At 70.6% G+C, this 18,881-nt stretch carries 18 protein-coding genes; 12 read left to right on the top strand and 6 right to left on the bottom strand.

Features of this window, described 5'->3' with window-relative positions; genetic code table 11:
* Positions 1-29: 29 nt before the first annotated feature.
* From AC1RGU_RS14460 to AC1RGU_RS14450, 3 genes are read right to left on the bottom strand one after another with little or no spacing between them, the layout of a single operon-like run.
* A complete protein-coding gene (locus tag AC1RGU_RS14460; protein ID WP_492696645.1) occupies positions 30-2,294 on the bottom strand; it encodes a xanthine dehydrogenase family protein molybdopterin-binding subunit in 2,265 nt (754 codons plus the stop codon).
* 12 nt (positions 2,295-2,306) lie between these two features.
* On the bottom strand, positions 2,307-2,780 hold the full coding sequence (locus tag AC1RGU_RS14455) for a (2Fe-2S)-binding protein (RefSeq protein ID WP_492696644.1): 474 nt from the start codon (positions 2,778-2,780) through the stop codon (positions 2,307-2,309).
* Between the two features lie 37 nt (positions 2,781-2,817).
* Positions 2,818-3,165: a c-type cytochrome gene (locus tag AC1RGU_RS14450; protein WP_240531158.1), complete on the bottom strand. Its 348-nt coding sequence runs from the start codon at positions 3,163-3,165 to the stop codon at positions 2,818-2,820.
* 205 nt (positions 3,166-3,370) lie between these two features.
* Between AC1RGU_RS14450 and AC1RGU_RS14445 the strand changes: the two genes are divergently transcribed.
* From AC1RGU_RS14445 to AC1RGU_RS14435, 3 genes are all read left to right on the top strand, one after another.
* On the top strand, positions 3,371-4,300 hold the full coding sequence (locus AC1RGU_RS14445) for an AraC family transcriptional regulator (RefSeq protein WP_492696643.1): 930 nt from the start codon (positions 3,371-3,373) through the stop codon (positions 4,298-4,300).
* 94 nt (positions 4,301-4,394) lie between these two features.
* Positions 4,395-5,390 carry a tRNA (adenosine(37)-N6)-dimethylallyltransferase MiaA gene (miaA, locus tag AC1RGU_RS14440; RefSeq protein ID WP_492696642.1) on the top strand — a complete coding sequence of 332 codons (996 nt, stop codon included), beginning with the start codon at positions 4,395-4,397 and terminating at the stop codon, positions 5,388-5,390.
* Complete coding sequence (locus tag AC1RGU_RS14435; RefSeq protein ID WP_095746026.1) at positions 5,387-6,037, top strand: ABC transporter ATP-binding protein; 651 nt, start codon at positions 5,387-5,389, stop codon at positions 6,035-6,037. Before miaA ends, AC1RGU_RS14435 begins: the two co-directional genes overlap by 4 nt.
* A 6-nt stretch (positions 6,038-6,043) precedes the next feature.
* Here AC1RGU_RS14435 and AC1RGU_RS14430 read toward each other — a convergent pair whose 3' ends face one another.
* Positions 6,044-7,000: a threo-3-hydroxy-L-aspartate ammonia-lyase gene (locus AC1RGU_RS14430; RefSeq protein ID WP_487848416.1), complete on the bottom strand. Its 957-nt coding sequence runs from the start codon at positions 6,998-7,000 to the stop codon at positions 6,044-6,046.
* Positions 7,001-7,116: 116 nt separating this feature from the next.
* On the opposite strand from AC1RGU_RS14430, the gene AC1RGU_RS14425 reads away from it, so the two are divergent.
* The 5 genes from AC1RGU_RS14425 (at position 7,117) to AC1RGU_RS14405 (ending at position 11,820) form a co-directional block, all read left to right on the top strand.
* Positions 7,117-7,827, top strand: coding sequence for a GntR family transcriptional regulator (locus AC1RGU_RS14425; protein WP_062478482.1), 711 nt, complete (start codon positions 7,117-7,119; stop codon positions 7,825-7,827).
* Positions 7,824-8,699, top strand: coding sequence for a phytanoyl-CoA dioxygenase family protein (locus AC1RGU_RS14420; RefSeq protein ID WP_492696641.1), 876 nt, complete (start codon positions 7,824-7,826; stop codon positions 8,697-8,699). Before AC1RGU_RS14425 ends, AC1RGU_RS14420 begins: the two co-directional genes overlap by 4 nt.
* A 5-nt stretch (positions 8,700-8,704) precedes the next feature.
* Complete coding sequence (locus AC1RGU_RS14415; RefSeq protein WP_492696640.1) at positions 8,705-10,066, top strand: NAD(P)H-dependent oxidoreductase; 1,362 nt, start codon at positions 8,705-8,707, stop codon at positions 10,064-10,066.
* A gap of 150 nt (positions 10,067-10,216) precedes the next feature.
* Positions 10,217-10,591, top strand: a complete 375-nt coding sequence (locus AC1RGU_RS14410; RefSeq protein ID WP_062478473.1) for a YciI family protein — start codon at positions 10,217-10,219, stop codon at positions 10,589-10,591.
* A complete protein-coding gene (locus AC1RGU_RS14405; protein ID WP_492696639.1) occupies positions 10,588-11,820 on the top strand; it encodes an RNA polymerase sigma factor in 1,233 nt (410 codons plus the stop codon). Before AC1RGU_RS14410 ends, AC1RGU_RS14405 begins: the two co-directional genes overlap by 4 nt.
* A gap of 12 nt (positions 11,821-11,832) precedes the next feature.
* Here the strand turns inward: AC1RGU_RS14405 and AC1RGU_RS14400 are convergent, their stop codons facing one another.
* Positions 11,833-12,549 (bottom strand): NUDIX hydrolase, encoded by a 717-nt coding sequence (locus AC1RGU_RS14400; RefSeq protein ID WP_492697088.1) that lies wholly within the window; start codon positions 12,547-12,549, stop codon positions 11,833-11,835.
* A 115-nt stretch (positions 12,550-12,664) separates the two neighbouring features.
* Between AC1RGU_RS14400 and AC1RGU_RS14395 the strand changes: the two genes are divergently transcribed.
* From AC1RGU_RS14395 to AC1RGU_RS14385, 3 genes are read left to right on the top strand one after another with little or no spacing between them, the layout of a single operon-like run.
* Positions 12,665-13,285: a DUF4291 domain-containing protein gene (locus AC1RGU_RS14395; RefSeq protein WP_492696638.1), complete on the top strand. Its 621-nt coding sequence runs from the start codon at positions 12,665-12,667 to the stop codon at positions 13,283-13,285.
* 12 nt (positions 13,286-13,297) lie between these two features.
* Positions 13,298-13,873, top strand: coding sequence for a riboflavin biosynthesis intermediates N-glycosidase (ybiA, locus tag AC1RGU_RS14390; protein ID WP_492696637.1), 576 nt, complete (start codon positions 13,298-13,300; stop codon positions 13,871-13,873).
* On the top strand, positions 13,870-14,769 hold the full coding sequence (locus AC1RGU_RS14385) for an ADP-ribosylglycohydrolase family protein (protein ID WP_492696636.1): 900 nt from the start codon (positions 13,870-13,872) through the stop codon (positions 14,767-14,769). Before ybiA ends, AC1RGU_RS14385 begins: the two co-directional genes overlap by 4 nt.
* Before the next feature lie 12 nt (positions 14,770-14,781).
* On the opposite strand, the gene AC1RGU_RS14380 is transcribed toward AC1RGU_RS14385, so the two are convergent.
* Positions 14,782-16,221 carry a serine hydrolase domain-containing protein gene (locus tag AC1RGU_RS14380; protein ID WP_492696635.1) on the bottom strand — a complete coding sequence of 480 codons (1,440 nt, stop codon included), beginning with the start codon at positions 16,219-16,221 and terminating at the stop codon, positions 14,782-14,784.
* Between the two features lie 74 nt (positions 16,222-16,295).
* Here AC1RGU_RS14380 and AC1RGU_RS14375 point away from each other — a divergent pair, with 74 nt between their 5' ends.
* Complete coding sequence (locus tag AC1RGU_RS14375) at positions 16,296-18,881, top strand: FtsX-like permease family protein (RefSeq protein WP_492696634.1); 2,586 nt, start codon at positions 16,296-16,298, stop codon at positions 18,879-18,881.

Below are 18,881 nucleotides of genomic sequence, written 5' to 3'. Positions count from 1 at the left end.
CGCCTTTTTCAGGCGGTTCCGTTCCCGCGTCAGGCCGAGGCCAGGTCGAACGGCAGCTGGCGCAAGGGCTTGCCCGTCAGCCGCGCGACGGCATTCGCAAACGCAGGCGCGAGCGGCGGCAGGCCCGGCTCCCCCATCCCCTTGGGCGCGTCGGCGCTGGGCACGATGTGCACGTCGAACTCGGGCACCTGCGTGATGCGCGCCACGCTGAAGTCGCCGAAGTTGCCCTGCTGCACGACGCCGTCCTTCAGCGTGATGGCGCTGCCTTGCAAGCAGGTCGACAGCCCCATCACCGCCGCGCCCTGCACCTGCGCTTCCACGCTGCGCGGGTTCACCGCCAGGTTGCAGTGCACGCCCGAGGTCACGCGGTGCAGCACCGGCTGGCCGTCCTTCACCGACGCTTCGACGACATAGGCCACCACCGACTCGAAGGACTCGTGCACGGCCACGCCCCAGGCGCGGCCTTCGGCCAGCTTCTTCTTGCCGTAGCCGCTCTTGTCGACCGCCAATTGCAGCGCGGCGCGGTGGCGCGGGTGCTTGTCGCCGAAGAGGTTCATGCGGTAGGCCACCGGGTCCTGCTTGGTCGTGCGGGCGATCTCGTCGATCAGCGTCTCCATCACGAAGGCGGTGTGCGTGGACCCCACGCTGCGCCACCACAGCACCGGCACGTTCACCTGCGGGTGATGCACCGTGAGGCGCATCGGCACGGGGTACGGATCGCGCATGCCCTCCACCGCGGTGGCGTCGATGCCGTCCTTCACCATGGAACCCGCGAACACCGTGCCCGCGGTGATCGACTGGCCGACGATCACGTGGTCCCACGCCAGGATCTTGCCGCGTTCGTCGAAACCGATGCGGGCGCGGTGCAGGTGCATGGGACGGTAGTAGCCGCCCTTGATGTCGTCCTCGCGGCTCCACAGCAGGCGCACGGGGGCGTCTTTCAGGCCGGCGGTGCGCGCGGCCTTGGCGATCTCGCAGGCCTCGACCACGAAGTCGCTCGAGCCCACGAAGCGCCGGCCGAAGCCGCCGCCCGCCATCTGCACGTTCACCTTCACCTGCGCGGGGTCGAGCTTCAGCGTGCGTGCCGCGGCCTGGCCGTCGAGGTCGGCGGACTGCGTGCCAACCCACAGCTCGGCGCGGCCGTCCGACAGCTTCACGGTGCAGTTCTCCGGCTCCATGGGCGCATGGGCCAGGTAGGGGAACACGAACTCGGCCTCGAGCTTGTGCGGCGCGCCGGCCAGCGGCGCCATGTCGGCGTCGAACTTGCGGTTGCCGGGGCGCCCGGCGAGTTCGCGGTACTGGGCCAGCTGCTTGTCGCTGTCGACCTTCTCCACCGCATCGGTGTTCCACTGCAGCTTGAGCGCGTCGCGACCCAGCTTGGCCGGCCAGTAGCCGTCGGCCACCACGGCCACGCCCTCGGCGCCACGGTCCAGCGGAATGCGCAGCACGGCCTTCACGCCCTTGACGGCGCGCGCGGCGCTGTCGTCCACCGAAGCCAGGCGGGCGCCGAACACGGGCGGATGCGCCACCACGGCCGTGAGCTGGCCGGGTTGCTTCACGTCGATGCCGAAGTCCTGTCGCCCGCTGCTCTTGGCGCGCGCGTCCAGGCGCGTGGTCGGGCGGCCGATGATCCGGAAGTCTTTCGGGCTCTTCAGCGTCACCGTCTCGGGCACCGGTAGCGCCATGGCCGCTTCGGCCAGCTCGCCGTAGCCCGCCTTGCGCCCGCCCGGGCCGATCACCGTGCCGGCCTGCGTGCGCAGCGTGGCCACGTCGACCTTCCAGCGCTGCGCCGCGGCCGACAGCAGCATGGCCCGCGCACGCGCGCCCAGTTCGCGGTACTGCGTGTAGCTGTTCTTGATCGAGTTGGAACCGCCGGTCAGGTGCATGCCGAACAGCGGGTCGGCGTAGGCGGCATCGTTGGTGCCGTTGCGGCTGCGCACCAGGGCCCAGTCGGCATCGAGCTCTTCGGCCAGGATCATCGGCAGGCCGGTCTGCACGCCCTGGCCGAACTCGAGGCGGTTGATGGTCACCGTGACCTCGCCGTTGGGCGCGATCTGCACGAAGGCCGAAGGCTGTTGCGTCGGCTTGAGCGCACCGCCGGCCTTGGCCGGGCCGTCGGCCTGCGCCATGGCCATGTGAGGGAAAGCGCCGAGCACGAGGCCGCCGGCGCCGGCCATCTTCAGGAAGCTGCGACGGGGCAGCGTGGCGGCCGCGTCGGCGTCATCGGTCGCAGGCTGGGCCATCAGGCGCTGCAGCGCGCGCGGCAGGTCGTTGTAGTCGATGTTTGGCAGCATGTCGTCGGCTCCTTAGGCGAGGGTCTTGGCCGCATCGGCCACGGCGGCGCGGATGCGGGCGTAGGTGCCGCAGCGGCAGATGTTGCCGGCCATGGCCGAGTCGATCTCGTCGGTGCTGGGTTGCTTGCCCTTGGGCAGCGACTGCAGGAAGGCGGTCGCGCTCATGATCTGGCCGCTCTGGCAGTAGCCGCACTGCGCGACGTCGTGCTTGACCCACGCGGCATACACGGCCGCGCCCACGCGGTCGTTGCCGCCGGTCACGGCTTCGATGGTGGTGATCTTCTTGCCCTCGGCCGCCGCGATGGGCGTGATGCACGAGCGGATGGCCTGGCCGTCCATGTGCACGGTGCAGGCGCCGCACAGCGCCGCGCCGCAGCCGAACTTGGTGCCGGTCATGCCCAGCGTGTCGCGCAGGGCCCAGAGGATGGGGGTGCCGGGGTCGGCGTCGACCGTGTGGTCACGGCCGTTGACGTGGAGCGCGCTCATGTTGGTTTTCTCCGTGGGTAGGTGGGATGGATCGGATTCACTTGGCGCCGTCGAGCACCCATTGCGCGAGCGCCTGCAGGTCCGCGTCGGGCACCTGGGCTTGCGCGGGCATGGGCATCGCGCCCCACTTGCCCGAGCTGCCGGCCTTCATGCTGGCGGCCAGCTGCGCGGCCGAGCCCTTGCCGTCGCCGTAGCGCGCGCCGATCTCTTTCCAGGAGGGGCCCACCACCTTCACGGCGGCTTGGTGGCAGGCCACGCACGCGTACTTCTGCGCCAGCGCGGTGCTGGCAAAGGCGGGCGCGGACCCGGCCATGCTCGCGCCGATGGCCAGTGCGGCCACGAGCGAGGCGGTGATGCGATGCGGATGTCGTTCGTCGTGGGTCATTTCTTTTTTCATCATCGTGGAGGGGAAAGCACGGTCCTCGCGCCGCGCGCGGCAGGACTTCACGGCGGCCAGTGTCCGACGAAGCGCCCGCCGCCACTTGCCCAATCCGCGCGCGTTCTTGCCTGAAACAACGAGACTGCGCCAAAAACGCCAAGCGCATGAGATGCGCCCGCTAGACTTTGCGCAAGCACCCGAAAGGATTCAGATGGAAGTGCTACAGCCGACGCAGCCAGACGATTCGGCCGTCCTCGGTGCCCTGGCCACGGCCGTCGGGCGCATTGCCCGAAACGACGGCGACCACGCCACCGCCATTCCCGAGCTCTCGCTGCACCGGCGCAGCGCCGCGACCGAGCCCGTGCATTGCATCTACGGCTTCGGCCTGGGCATCACCGTCGGCGGACAGAAGCGCGCGGCACTCGGCGACGAGATCTATGAATACGGCGCCGGCCAGTCGCTGCTGATCACGGCCGACCTGCCCGTGGTGGCGCACGTCACCCGCGCCAGCGCGGCGCAGCCCTTCCTGGGCCTCATGATCCGGCTCGATCCGCGCGCCATCGTGCAGGTCGCGACCGAGATGGCGCTGCCCCCGCCGTCCAGGGAGCCCCACAACCAGCGCGCCCTGTCGCTGGGCGCACTCGACCCGACGCTGCTGGGCACCGTCACGCGGCTCGTCGAACTGCTGGCCGAGCCCCAGCTCGTTTCGCAGCTCGCGCCGCTGCTGCAGAAGGAAATCGTCGTGCGCCTGCTCGCCGGTCGCCACGGCCCGCAGCTGCAGCGCCTCATGACCGTCGGCTCGCCCAGCCAGCAGGTGGCGCAGAGCCTGGCCTGGCTCAAGATGAATTTCAGGAAGCCCGTGCAGGCGGACGAGCTGGCCGCGTCCGCGCACATGAGCCCGTCGACCTACCGCCAGCACTTCCGCGCCGTGACCGGCATGAGCCCGATGCAGTACCTGAAGCAGCTGCGCCTGCAGGAAGCGCGGCAGCTGATGCTGAACCAGAACATCGATGCCGGCACCGCCGGCGTGCGCGTGGGCTACGAAAGCGCCTCGCAGTTCAGCCGCGAGTACGCGCGCCTGTTCGGTGCGCCGCCGCTGCGCGACATCCGGCGGATGCGCGACGCGACCGTCGTCGCCTGAGCGCTGCGTCGCAGGCAAGCCCCGGGCAGCCGCCCGGCGTCCCAGACAAGCCCCGTGCAGCGGCCCGGCGCGTGTCATTTGCTACCCTCGACGCATGCCCCCCGCTTCCCCTGTTCCCCCGCGCTACATCGCGCTCGCCGGCCCCACCGCGTCCGGCAAGACCGCCGTCGCCCTGGCCGTGGCCCGGCTGCAGCCGGTCGAGATCGTCAGCGTCGACTCGGCGCTGGTCTACCGCGGCATGGACATCGGCACCGCCAAGCCCACCGCCGCCGAGCAGGCCGCGGTACCGCACCACCTGATCGACATCCTCGACGCGCGCGACAGCTACAGCGCCGCCGCCTTCGTGGCCGACGCCACGCGCCTGATCGATGACATCCGCGCACGCGGCGCGCTGCCGCTGCTCGTGGGAGGCACCATGCTGTACTTCAAGGCGCTGTTCGACGGCATCGACGCCATGCCCGCCGCCGACCCCGCCGTGCGCGCGCGCCTGGACGCCGAAGCCGCCGCGCTCGGCTGGCCGGCGATGCACGCGCGGCTGGCGCAGGTCGACCCCGTCACCGCCGCGCGGCTCGCGCCGCAGGACAGCCAGCGCATCCAGCGCGCGCTCGAGGTGTGGGAAAGCAGCGGCCAGCCGCTGTCGAGCTTCCATGCGAGCGACACCAAGGCGGCCAAGGCCGTCGACGGCGGCGTGCTCGTGTCGCTCGAACCCGACGACCGCGCCTGGCTGCACGGGCGCATCGCCGAGCGCTTCGACGCGATGCTCGCGGCCGGCTTTCTCGACGAGGTGAAGGCGCTGCGCGCGCGCGGCGACCTGTCGCCCGACCTGCCCTCGATGCGCTGCGTCGGCTACCGCCAGGCCTGGGAGATGCTCGACGCCTGCGGCGACGCACCGCCCGACGCCAAGGCCCTGAACGAACTGCGCGAGCGCGGCATCGCCGCCACGCGCCAGCTCGCCAAGCGGCAGATCACCTGGCTGCGCAGCATGCCGCAACGCACCGTGATCGCCTGCGACGCGCCCGACGCGGTGCAGACCGCCGTGCAGCACATCGCACAGATCGCCCACATCGCATGCGGGGCGACGCCCGCATGACGCTGCACCTCTCCAACCTCGGCAAGCACTACGGCGACGCGCCGGTCTTCGAACACGTGAGCCTGCAGGTCGCGCCCGGCGAGTTCGTCGCCATCGTCGGCGAGTCGGGCGTGGGCAAGTCGACCCTGCTCAACTGCATGGCCGGCCTCGACACTTGGGACGAAGGCAGCGTGTCGCACGACGGCACCGACATCGGCGCGCTCGACGGCGAGGCCCGCGCGCTGTGGCGGCGCCAGCACGTGGGCTTCGTGTTCCAGGCCTTCCACGTGCTGCCGCACCTCGACGTGGCGCAGAACGTGTCGCTCCCGCTGATGCTGCTCGGCCGCCCGCGCGAAGACGCGCGCGTGGCCCACATGCTCGAAGCCGTCGGCCTGCCCGGCATGGGCGCGCGGCTGCCGCAGACGCTCTCAGGCGGCCAGTTGCAACGCGTGGCCATCGCCCGCGCGCTGGTGCACCGGCCCGCGCTGCTGCTCGCCGACGAGCCCACCGGCAACCTCGACCCGTCGACCGCCGCGAAGGTGATGGACCTGCTGATCGGCCAGACACGCGAGCACGGCGCCTCGCTGGTGCTGGTCACGCACTCGGAGAGCGCGGCGGCGCGCGCGGATCGGTTGCTGCACCTGACGGCGAGCGGTATCCGGGCCTGAGAAGAATCAGCCGATCAGCGACGCGTAGCGCGACAGGTCGACGTTCCCGCCGCTGATCACGATGCCCACGCGCTGGCCTTCGATCGCCTTCGCAGCGGCAATGGCGCCCGCGAACGCGAGGCACCCCGTCGGCTCCACCACCATCTTCATGCGCTCGGCGAAGAAGCGCATCGCCTCGACGAGCTGCTCGTCGGTGACAGTGAAGATGTCATCGACATCCCTTTTGATGATCCCGAAGGTGTACTCGCCCAGGTGCTGCGTCTGCGCACCGTCGGCGATGGTCTTGGGCGTTTCGATGTGCACGATCTTCCCGGCGCGCAGCGACTGCTGGCCGTCGTTGCCGGCTTCGGGCTCCACGCCGTAGACCTTGCAGGCGGGCGACAGCGCACGCGCCGACAGTGCCGAGCCCGACAGCAGCCCGCCGCCGCCGAGGCACACGAAGAGGTGATCGAGCGGGCCGGTCTCTTCGATGAGTTCCTTCACCGCCGTGCCCTGCCCCGTGAGCACATCGGGGTGGTCGTAGGGCGGAATCATCGTCATGCCGCGTTCCTGCGCGAGCCGCTTGGTCAGCGCCTCACGGTCTTCGGTGAAGCGGTCGTACATCACCACTTCGGCGCCGTAGCCCTTCGTGGCCGCGACCTTGGCGGCGGGCGCGTCCTTGGGCATGACGATCACGGCCGGCATCGACAGCAGACGCGCCGACAGCGCGATGGCCTGCGCATGGTTGCCCGACGAAAAGGCGATCACGCCGCCCTTGCGTTGTGCCGCGTCGAACTTCGACAACGCATTGAACGCACCGCGGAACTTGAACGCGCCCATGCGCTGGAAGTTCTCGCACTTAAAGAAGAACTGCGCGCCCCAGCGTTCGTTGGCGGTGGTCGATTGCAGCACCGGCGTGCGGTGGGCATGGCCTTCGAGCCGCGCGGCCGCGGCGATGACGTCGTCGTAGGTAGGGAGTTGCATGGGTCGAGCTTAGCGGCGGCGTGCCGTTCCTTGCAGCCCCGATGGGTAAAAACCCGGGGATGCGCCCCGTCGCCGAAGTCCGTACTCTGTATACAGAGTTCAGAAAAGGCCCCGTCATGCCCGCCCAGTTGCTCAGCATCGAAGTCGCCCCCGACCTCGTCGACCAGGTCTACCGCGCCCTGCTCGGCGCCATCAGCAGCGGCGCGCTCGCGCCGGGCGAGCGGCTCACGCAGGAGGACATCGCGGCGCGGCTCGCGGTGTCGCGCCAGCCGGTGCTGCAGGCGCTGCGGCTGCTCAAGAAGGACGGTTTCGTGCAGGACGCGCCCGGGCGCGGCGTGCTGGTGGCGCCGCTGGAGGCCGAGGCGATGCGCAAGGTCTACCAGGTGCGCGGCGCGCTCGACGTGCTGGCCGCGCGGCTGGCGGCGCAGCAGCGCTTTCGCATCGACCCCAAGCTCATCGAGCGCGGCCGGCGCGCGGCGCGCGGGCGCAATGTCGAAGCCATGATCGATGCCGACGTCGCTTTTCACCAGGCCATCTACGCCGCCTCGGACAACCCGCTGATCGGCCAGAGCGCCGACCCGCACTGGCGCCACCTGCGCCGCGCGATGGGCGCGGTGCTGCAGGCCGAGCCGCAGCGCGAGTCGCTGTGGGACGAGCACGAAGCCATTGCCGACGCCATTGCCGCCGGCGACGTCGAACGCGCCGCGCGCCTGAGCGACGAGCACGTCTCGCGCGCGAGCGACGCGCTGGCCGAGCGGCTCGCGCAGCAGCTGGCGCGCACGGCATCCGCATCTGGAACCCCCACCAAGAAAGGAGACAAGGCATGAAGCTGACCCCCGAGCAACGCGCGCAGTTCGAGCGCGACGGCTACCTGTTCTTCCCCGGCCACTTCTCGCCCGAAGAGACGAAGGTGCTGACCGAGGCGGTGCCCGACCTGTACAGCAAGCGCGCGGCCTTCAACGTGCGCGAGAAGGGCTCCGACGCCGTGCGCACGAACTTCGCGGCGCACCTCATCAGCGAGCCCTTCGCGCGGCTGGCGCGGCACCCGCGCATGGTCGAGCCGGTGATGGACCTGTTCGACGAAGCGGTCTACATGCACCAGTTCAAGATCAACGGCAAGATGGCCTTCGAGGGCGACGTGTGGCAGTGGCACCAGGACTACGGCACCTGGCTCAACGACGACCTGATGCCCACTGAGCGCGCGATGAACGTGGCCATCTTTCTGGACGAAGTGACCGAGCACAACGGCCCGCTGATGTTCATTCCGGGCAGCCACCGCAAGGGCGTGGTCGACGCGAAGCATGACCTCACGACCACCAGCTACCCGCTATGGACGGTCGACAACGACCTGATCCGCCAACTGGTCGATCGCGCGGGCGGCAAGCAGGGCGGCATCGTCTCGCCCAAGGGGCCGGCCGGTTCGATGATCCTGTTCCACAGCTGCCTCGTGCATGCCTCGGGCAGCAACCTCTCGCCCTTCAACCGCGTGGCGGTGTACCTGAGCCTGTGCGCGGTCAGCAACCACATCCGCCGCCACCAGCGGCCCGAATACATCGCGCACAGAAACTTTACGCCCATCGAGGTGCTGCCCGACGACTGCCTGCTGACGCCCTACCCCGTCGAGGTGCCGTGGAAAGACGGCCTGCCCGAGAGCGCGCTGCGCACCTCGCCCGAGCTGATCGAAACCGTGGAAGCCTGACCGCCATGAGCCTGCACACCCGCTTGCAACAACGCGCCGCCGAAGGCCGCCCCATCCGCATCGGCCTGATCGGCGCCGGCAAGTTCGGCGCCATGTACCTGGCGCAGATTCCGCGCACGCCCGGCGTGCAGCTGGTCGCCATTGCCGACCTCTCGCCCACCGCCGCGCGCGTCAACCTGGAGCGCGTGGGCTGGCAGGCCGAGCGCAGCAACGCCGGCTCGGTGCAGGAGGCGCTGAAGACCGGCGCCACCTGGATCACCGACGACTGGCAGGCCGTGACGCGCGAGCCGTCCATCGACATCGTGGTCGAGTGCACCGGCAACCCGGTCGCCGCGGTCGACCATTGCCTGGACGCCTTTGCGCACGGCAAGCACGTGGTCAACGTGACGGTCGAGGCCGACGCCTTCTGCGGCCCGCTGCTCGCGCACAAGGCGCAGCAGGCCGGCGTGGTGTATTCGCTGGCCTTCGGCGACCAGCCCGCGCTGATCTGCGACCTGGTCGACTGGGCCCGCACCTGCGGCTTTCCGGTGGTGGCGGCCGGGCGCGGCCACAAGTGGCTGCCGCACTTCACCGAATCGACGCCCGAGACCGTGTGGGGCAACTACGGCCTCACGCCCGAGCAGGCGAAACGCGGCGGGCTCAACCCGAAGATGTTCAACAGTTTTCTCGACGGCTCCAAGCCGTCGATCGAAAGCTCGGCCGTGGCCAACGCCACCGGCCTGGGCGTGCCCTCCGACGGCCTGCTCTACCCGCCCGCGAGCGTGGAAGACATTCCCTTCGTCACGCGTCCGAAGAGCGAAGGCGGCGTGCTGGAGCGCAAGGGCATGGTCGAGGTGATCTCGTCGCTCGAGGCCGACGGCCGCAAGATTCCGTACGACATCCGCATGGGCGTGTGGGTCACGGTCGAGGCCGAGACCGACTACATCAAGAACTGCTTCGAGGAATACAACGCCCACACCGACCCGAGCGGGCGCTACTTCACGCTGTACAAGCGCTGGCACCTGATCGGGCTCGAAGTGGGCATGTCGGTCGCCAGCGTGGCGCTGCGCGGCGAGCCCACCGGCGTGGCCACCGGCTGGAACGCCGACGTGGTCGCCACCGCCAAGCGCGACCTCGCGGCGGGCGAGATGCTCGACGGCGAAGGCGGCTACACCGTCTGGGGCAAGCTGCTGCCGGCCGAGCGCTCGCTGCGCCTGGGCGGCCTGCCGCTCGGGCTGGCGCACAACGTCAGGCTCGTGCGCCCCGTGAAGAAGGGCCAGAGCCTGAGCTGGGCCGACGTGGCGATGGACACCACCACCGCCGCCTACCGGCTGCGTCAGGAAATGGAAGCGCTGTTCACGCCCGCGGTGCGCGCCCGCGCGGCCTGAGCGCGGGGCCTGGCGCCCACGTTGCGCCAAAGAGCGAACAGATCAAGAATCTTCTGCTCGGCACCGGTCCGGTGTCGAAATGACCGGTTGCGGGCCGTCATTGTGGTGAGCAATCTTGCTCGGCAAGCTTTTCCTTCACGGAGAAACACCATGCAGTACATGTTGATGTTCTACCAACCCGCGGCCGAATTCGAACAACGCAACGACGCCTCGTCGCAGGCCTACCGCGCGAGTTGGGTCGCGTACGCCGACGCGGTGCGCCAGTCGGGCATTTCGCTCGGCGGGCACGGCCTGCTGCCGCCCATGACCGGCACCACGCTGCGCGTGCGCGGCGACAAGCGCCAGGTGCAGGACGGCCCCTTCGCCGACACCAAGGAACAGCTCGGCGGCTACTTCGTCGTCGACGTGCCCGACCTCGACGCCGCGCTCGAATGGGCCGCGCGTGCGCCCTGCGCCGCCAGCGGCGGTGTCGAAGTGCGGCCGGTCTTCACCGCCACCGCAGCGGCGGGCGCGAGCCAGACGTGACCACTCCGGCGGCACACCACGCCGCCGAACGCGCGGCACGCGAGTCGTACGGGCGGCTGCTCGCCATCCTGTCCGCCCGCACGCACGACATCGCGGCCTCCGAAGACGCCCTGGCCGACGCCTTCGCCCGCGCGCTCGAGCGCTGGCCCGCCGACGGCGTGCCGGTGCAGCCCGACGCCTGGCTGCTGAGCGTCGCGCGGCACCGCAAACTCGACGCCTGGCGCCACAGCCGCGTGCAGGACGACGCCACGCAGACCCTGCTGCTGCTCGCCGGCGAGATGGACGAGGCCGACCCCGATGCCACCACCGTGCCCGACGAGCGCCTGCGCCTGCTGTTCGTCTGCGCGCACCCCGCCATCGACGCCGCCGCGCGCGCGCCGCTGATGCTGCAGACCGTGCTCGGCCTCGATGCCGCGCGCATGGCCGGCGCCTTCCTCACCTCGCCTTCCGCGCTGGGCCAGCGGCTGGTGCGCGCCAAGGCCCGCATCCGCGCCGCCGGCATTCCTTTCGAGTACCCGCAGGCGCGCGACCTGCCGCACCGGCTGCGCGACGTGCTCGACGGCATCTACGCCGCCTACGGCACCGGCTGGGACGACGTCGACGGCGCCGACGCCCTGCCGCGCGGCCTGACGACCGAGGCCATCGACCTGGGCCGCATCCTGTGCCACCTGCTGCCTGCCGAGCCCGAGCCGCTGGGCCTGCTGGCGCTGATGCTGTTCTGCGAGGCGCGCACCGCGGCGCGCCGCACCGAGGCCGGCGCCTACGTGCCGCTCGACCAGCAGGACATCACGCGCTGGGACCACGCACTGCTGGCCGAGGCCGAGCACCACCTGCGCATCGCGTCGGCCATGCAGTCGCTCGGTCCCTACCAGCTCGAGGCCGCGATCCAGTCGGCCCACTGCGAGCGCCGCGCGGGCGCACCGGTGCCGCCCGAGGTGCTGGTGTCACTGTACGAAGGCCTGCTCGCGCTGCGGCCGAGCATCGGCGCGCAGGTGAGCCTGGCGTGTGCGCTGGCGAATGCGCGCGGGCCCGAGACCGGGCTGCGCGCGCTCGATGCGATTCCGTCGGACGAGGTGGCGAGCTACCAGCCGTTCTGGGCGGCACGCGCGCACCTGCTCGCGGCCGGCGGTGCGCGCGTGGCGGCGCGGCAGGCGTACGACCGGGCGATCGGGTTGAGCAGCAATGGCGCGGTGCGGGCGTACCTGCACGCGATGTCGGAACGGGCCTGAGGCGACCTGCGCCTACCGCGCATTGAAAGTGCGCGGAAACAACGCGGCCTGCGAACGGTCTCGCAATCGGTAGCCCATGGCGGGCCGGCCGAGGCTGCCCGCCACCATGCCCGCCTCTTCCATGAACCCACCATCCAGCATCCGCTTGCGGAAGGCACTCTTGTCGATGTCACGGCCCAGCACGACCTCATAGGCGTGCTGCAGCGACGGCAAGGTGAAAGGCTCTTCCAGAAGAAAGGCCGGCAGCGAGGTGTATTCCACCTTGCTGCGCAGACGCGCAACGGCCGCCTCGAGCAGTTCTCCGTGGTCGAACGCCAGACGTTTGCGCAAGGCCGCATCGACCTCGAACCACGCCACCTCGGCGGCGTTGGCGCCGCTGCGCAACTGCATGGCCTGCACCGGGATGAGTGCATAGAAGCAGTGCGTGGCCGACCAGCCGCGCGGATCGCGCTGCGCCCCACCCCAACTCCCAAGCTGCTCGAGATAGGGCGTGACCACGCCGGTCTTCTCGCGCAGCTTGCGCAATGCGCAGTCGAGCAACGAGGCATCTTCATCGGTGTTGATGAAGCCGCCTGGCAATGCCCATTTGCCAGGAAACGGCTCGTTGCTGTCGGCCGCCCGTTTCACCAACAAGACCTGCAGTGCGTCGTCGAGCACAGTGAACATCGCCACATCGACAGTGACCAACGGGCGGGGAAAGGTCAAGGCAGGGAACGTTGAAGCGGGCATGGTCACGATCAGCTTGACTCCGGATTTATTAGTTGTACTATACAACCCATCATTAGTTGCACAGAGCAACTCAATGAGATCGCAAAAAGAACAACAACGAGAGGAACCCAGAACAATGAACAAGCAGACCACGCCGCTTCCCACCGAGCCCCATCTCGCCCAACGCGAGCGCTGGCCGCAGGACGGAAAGCACATCCTGGCGCATCACGATGCCCAGTCCGTCATCGTCTATCAGGCCTACCGCCCCGCCATCGGCGAATACGCGGTCCGGCACGGCCGTCTCGACGGACCGAACTTCAGCCTTTCACGGATGAGCTGGATCAAACCGAACTTCCTCTGGATGATGTATCGCTCCGGCTGGGGCACCAAGGAAGGCCAGGAGGTCACGCTCGGACTGCGGCTGCGTCGTGCGTTCTTCGAACGGGTCGTGCGCGAGGCCGTCCCTTCGACCTTCGATGCCGAGCGCTATCCTGATCGCGGTGCGTGGCAGGAGGCGGTCAACCGTTCCGAGGTTCGCCTGCAATGGGACCCGGACCACGCACCGGCAGGCAACAAGCTGGAACGCCGCGCGATTCAGTTGGGCCTGCGGGGCCGAACGCTCGCTGCGTTTGCAAATGAAGAACTGCTCGAGGTGATCGACATGCGCGCCTTCGTGGACGCTCAACGCCCGATGGCGCAGAACGACAACCCCGGGCTGCAATTGCCGGTCGAGCATGTGCTCGGCTTCGAATCCTGAGGACCACAAGGAATGACGACGAACACACCCCACGCGCTGCGCAGCAACAAAGACCTGCTCGCGCACATCGCCCAAGGCCACAAGATCGACTGCCTGTTCTTCTGGGGCCACCAGGTTCCGAAGGACGGCAGCATCGGCAAGAGCTGCTTCAGCCAGTGGTACGAGGCGCCCTTCACTGTCGAAGGCGTCACCTACCGTACCGCCGAGCATTTCATGATGGCCGGCAAGGCGCGGCTCTTCGGTGACGCGGCCACCTGCGAAAAGATCATCGCCGCGCGCACGCCCGGCGAAGCAAAGAAGCTGGGGCGCCAGATCGGCAACTTCGATGAAGCGGCGTGGCTCGAAGCGCGCTTCGACCTCGTGACGCGCGGAAACGTTGCGAAGTTCTCGCAGAACGCGGCGCTCGGCGCGTACCTGCTCGGCACCGGCCGGCAGGTGCTGGTCGAGGCGAGCCCCGTCGATGCGATCTGGGGCATCGGCCTCGCTGCGACAGACGCGGCGGCGCAAGACCCGCGCACCTGGAAAGGCCTGAACCTGCTGGGCTATGCGCTGATGGCGGCCCGCGACGAACTGAGGGCGGCCCCATGAACGCGGCGCGCTACCAAGGGTGCCTGCTCGGGCTGGCCTGCGGCGATGCGGTGGGCACCACGCTGGAGTTCCGCACGCGCGGCACGTTCGAGCCCGTCACCGACATGCGCGGCGGCGGCCCTTTCGGCCTGATCCCCGGCGAATGGACCGACGACACCTCGATGGCGCTGTGCCTCGCGGCGAGCCTGATCCATTGCCAGGGCTTCGATGCCACCGACCAGATGAACCGCTACTGCAACTGGCGCAGCGTGGGCTACATGAGCAGCACGGGAAGCTGCTTCGACATCGGCTTCACGGTGTCGGGTGCCCTCACCCGCTACCTCGCATCGGGCGATCCGTTCGCGGGCGACCCCGATCCGCGCACGGCAGGCAACGGCGCGCTGATGCGGCTCGCGCCCGTGCCGATGTTCTACGCGCCGAGCGCCGAAGCCACCTGGCGGCAGGCCGGCGAAAGCACACGCACCACGCACGGCGCGCAGGAGGCCATCGAGTGCTCGCAGCTTTTCGCGTTGCAACTGCGCGCAGCGCTGCAAGGCGAAAGCAAGGCGGCGATCCTTGCCACCGTACCGTTGGCGCCCTTGAGCGAGAAGGTCGCGGCGCTGGCACGCGGCGACTACGCCTCGAAGCCGATCGAACGCATCAAGGGCTCCGGCTATTGCGTCGAATCGCTCGAAGCAGCGCTCTGGTGCTTCGCGCACACCGACTCGTTCGAGCAGGCGGTCCTCGCGGCCACCAACCTGGGTGACGATGCCGACACCACCGCGGCGATCTGCGGCCAGATCGCAGGCGCGTTCTACGGCGTGGACGGCATTCCCGCCGGCTGGCTGCGCCAGCTCGTGATGCGCGAAGAGATCACGCAGATGGCCAACGACCTGCTCGCGCTGGCGCAACGCTGAACGCGCCCGCGCTCAATCCGACGTCACGGCAGCGGCGGCCCCCACGCGCCGCCCTTCGAGCCGGCTGCCACCCTGCGTCAGCGTGACGCCATTCACCTCGCCACCCTCCCCACGCCGGAACACGAACTGCGCACCGATCGCCGTCACCGCGAAGCGATCCGGCCCGGTGGGCGTAAGCCCGTTGTAGCCCTTGCCCGATTCACGCGCCAGCAAACGCCCGTCGCGCACGGTGAAGCCCAGCACCTGCGCCTTGCCGACGCGGAACTCGCCCGCGTAGTCGGCCAGGCGCTTCGGATCGATGGGCACTTCGGTCGTCGGCACCGGGTAGCGGCTCTTGCCGATGGCGAGCATCACGGGCTGCAGCGGCGCGCGCTGGTTGCTGGCCAGCACGATGAGCGCCTCGCCGGTGTCGGGCGCCAGCAGCCAGAGCGTGCGGTAGCCCTCGGTGACGCCCGCGTGGTAGTAGGTGCGTCGGCCGGTCTCGGGGCCGCGCACCATCACGGCATAACCGATCTCGGCGCCCTCGTAGCGCGCGAGCGGCGTGAGCAGGCGCGCGGCGGCCGGGCCCAGCGGGCCGTGGGCGCCCGCGAGGATGGCGCGGCTGAAGGCCAGCATGTCGGCGGCGGTCGAGCGCAGCGCGCTGGCGGGCGCGTAGGCATGCATGTCGAAGCGGCGCTGGCGCTGGTCGCCCGCGAACGGCGGCGCCATGCGCGAGGCCTTGTCGCCGAGCGGGATCACGGTGTCGTTCATGCCCAGCGGCTCGGTGATGCGCGCGCGGACCAGCTCGCCCCACGAGGTGCCGTAGCGCAGCGCCAGCAGCTGTCCGAGCAGCGCCATGCCGAAGTTGCTGTAGCGCGCCTCGCACGGCGCCGCGGCGGCGGTGAGGTGGATGCGCGCGAGCGCGGCCCAGAACATCGGCAGGTCGAAGCTGCGGAACTGCTCGGCCAGCGCGGCGCCGCCGGTCACGCCGTCGGCCATCACGGGCAGGCAGCCGGTGTGGGTGACGAGCTGCCGCAGCGTGATCGCGGCCACGGCGGGCGGCACGCCCTCGGCATGGCCGGCGAGCAGCTTGCCCACGCTGTCGTCGAGCGCCACGTCGCCGCGCTCCACGGCCTGCGCCAGCAGCAGGCCGGTGAAGACCTTGGTGACCGAGCCGATCTCGAACATCGGCTGCTCCGCGCTGGCCGGCGCAATGGCACGCGCCACCAGCGGCTCGGGGTTGTGGGCGATGCCGTAGGCGGCCTTGTCGCCGCGCAGCACGCCGACCACCAGCGTGCCGCGCTCGGCGCCGAGCGCGGTGCGGGCCAGCACAGCAGGGTCGCTGGCGAGCGAGAGCGGTGCGGTGGGCGCGGCCGGCGGTGCGAGTTGCGCGCTCGCCGCGCCCGCCAGCCAGGGCACGAGAAGCCAGGGCGCCAGCCAGCGGCGGCACCAGGCGGAGGGCAGAAGCCGCATCGTCGGAATCCTCGGGCGTGAAGTCGTCATCGTCGAAAGAGCCGCCATCCTGCCACGGCGGCCACAATGACCCCATGCGTGCATTGCTTTCGACTTTCTCCTGGCAGGAACTGCGCCACCACCCCTGGCGCAACGCGGCGGCCGTGCTGGCCGTGATGCTGGGCGTGGCGCTGGCGTTTTCGGTGCAGCTCATCAACGCCTCGGCGCTCGACGAGTTCTCCAGCGCGGTGCGCTCGGTGAACGGCCAGCCCGACCTCGAGGTGCGCGCCGCGCAGGGCAGCTTCGACGAGACCGTGTTCGGCCGGCTCGCGCGCCGGCCCGAGGTGGCGCTGGCGAGCCCGGTGCTCGAGTTCCAGGCCCTGGCCCTGGGCCACGACGGACGCCAGGTGCCGCTGCGCGTGATCGGCGTCGATGCGCTCGCGCTGCCCACCATCGCGCCCGCGCTGATGCCGCAGTCGGCCGCGGGTGCCGACCGCTTCGCGCTGTTCGCGCCCGGCCATGTGTTCCTCAACGCAGCGGCACGCCAGGCATTGCAGTTGCCGCTGCAACCCGCGACCGGTGAGAGCCTGCAGCTGCGCAGCGGCGCCGCGTGGCAGCGCCTTTCGGTGTCGGGCCACGTGACGGCCGGCGGCGCGGCGCTGGCGGTGATGGACATCGCGGTCGCGCAGGAGCTGTTCGGCCCGCTCGGCCAGCTGAGCCGCATCGACCTGCGGCTCGCGCCGGGCACCGACCGCGCGGCCTTCGTGGCCGCGCTCGAGAAGTCGCCCGGCTGGCCCGCGGGCCTGAAGTTCGCCGAGCCGGGCGATGCGGCCGAGCGCGTGAGCAACCTGTCGCGCGCCTACCGCGTCAACCTCACGGTGCTGGCGCTGGTGGCGCTGTTCACGGGCGCGTTCCTGGTGTTCTCGGTGCTCGCGCTCAGCGTGGCCAAGCGCGCGCAGCAGTTCGCGCTGCTCGGCGTGCTGGGCCTCACGCCGCGCGGGCGGCTGCGGCTGGTGCTGGCCGAGTCGCTGGTGCTCGGGCTGATCGGCAGCGCGGCCGGCCTGGCGCTGGGCACCGCGCTCGCGGCCTTCGCGTTGCGTGTGCTGGGCGGCGACCTGGGTGGTGGCTACTTCGAAGGCGTGGCGCCCCGGCTGCACTGGAGCAGTGGCGCCGCGCTGCTGTACGGCGGGCTCGGCGTGGTGGCCGCGCTGGTGGGCGGCTGGTGGCCCGCGCGCGCCGCGCAGGCCTTGCCCGAGGCGCAGACGCTCAAGGGCCTGGGCGCGGCACCCGCGCAGGGCCGCCACCACTGGCTCGCGCTCGGGCTCATCGGCGCGGGCGCGGCGCTGGCCAACCTGCCGGCCATCGGCGGCATTCCGGTGGCGGCGTACCTGTCGGTGGCCTGCCTGCTGGTGGGCGGCATCACCGCCCTGCCCTGGCTGATCGCGCTGCTGTACGACCGCGTGGCGCCCGCGTTTGCGCGGCGCGTGCTGCCGATGCTTGCTGTCGAGCGCGCGCGGCGCATGCGCGGCACGGCGGCCGTGGCGGTGAGCGGCGTGGTCGCGAGCCTGAGCCTGGCGGTGGCGCTCACGGTGATGGTCGCGAGCTTTCGCGAGTCGGTCACGCACTGGCTCGACGTGGTGCTGCCGGCCGACCTGTACGTGCGCGCCACCTCGGGCGGGCGCGGCAGCGGCAACAGCGGCGGCACCAGCAGCACCGACACCGCGACCTTCGCGCCGGCCTTCGTGCAGGCGCTGGCGCAGCTGCCCGGCGTGGCGCGCACCGGCACGCTGCGCACGCAGTCGCTGCAGCTCGACCCCGCGCAGCCCGCCGTGACGCTGATCGCGCGCAGCCTCGAAGGCGGCGTGGTGCGCGGGCTGCCGCTGGTGGGCGAGGCGCTGCCGGTGCCGCCCGGGCAGACCGGCATCTACGTGAGCGAGCCGATGGTCGAGCTGTACGGCGCGAAGCCGGGCACCACGTTTTCGCCACTGGCCGATGCGATGCGCACGGCGACGCCGCAGGTGTTCTTCGTGGCCGGCGTGTGGCGCGACTACGCGCGGCAGTTCGGCGCCATCGCGATGGACGCGCGCGACTTCGAGCGCATCACCGGCGAGCACGACGTGAGCGACGTCGCGCTGTGGCTCGCGCCCGGCGCGTCCGAAGCAGAAGTGCAGGCGGCCGTGCGCGCACTCGCCTCGCGCACCTCACGCGATGGCGCGGTCGAACTCGCCTCGGTCGGCCAGATCCGCGCCACCTCGCTGCGCATCTTCGACCGCAGCTTTGCCGTCACCTACTGGCTGCAGGCCGTGGCCATCGCCATCGGCCTGTTCGGCATCGCGGCCAGCTTCAGCGCGCAGGTGCTGGCGCGGCGCAAGGAGTTCGGCCTGCTCGCGCACCTGGGCTTCACGCGGCGGCAGGTGCTGGCCGTGGTGGCCGGCGAAGGCGCGGCCTGGACCGCCATCGGCGCGGTGGCCGGGCTGCTGCTCGGGCTGGCCGTGTCGGTGGTGCTGGTGAAGGTGGTGAACCCGCAGAGCTTCCACTGGAGCATGGACCTGCTGGTGCCCTGGGTGCGGCTGCTGGCGCTGTGCGCGGCCGTGGTGGCGGCCGGCACGTTCACGGCGTGGATGGCCGGGCGCGCCGCGGCGGGGCGTGACGTGGTGCTGGCGGTGAAAGAGGACTGGTAG

The sequence above is a fragment of the Variovorax sp. GW823-FHT02B07 genome (assembly GCF_058797695.1).
The sequence above is the reverse complement of the archived record's forward strand: the minus strand, read 5'-3'. Positions and strand labels throughout refer to the sequence as shown.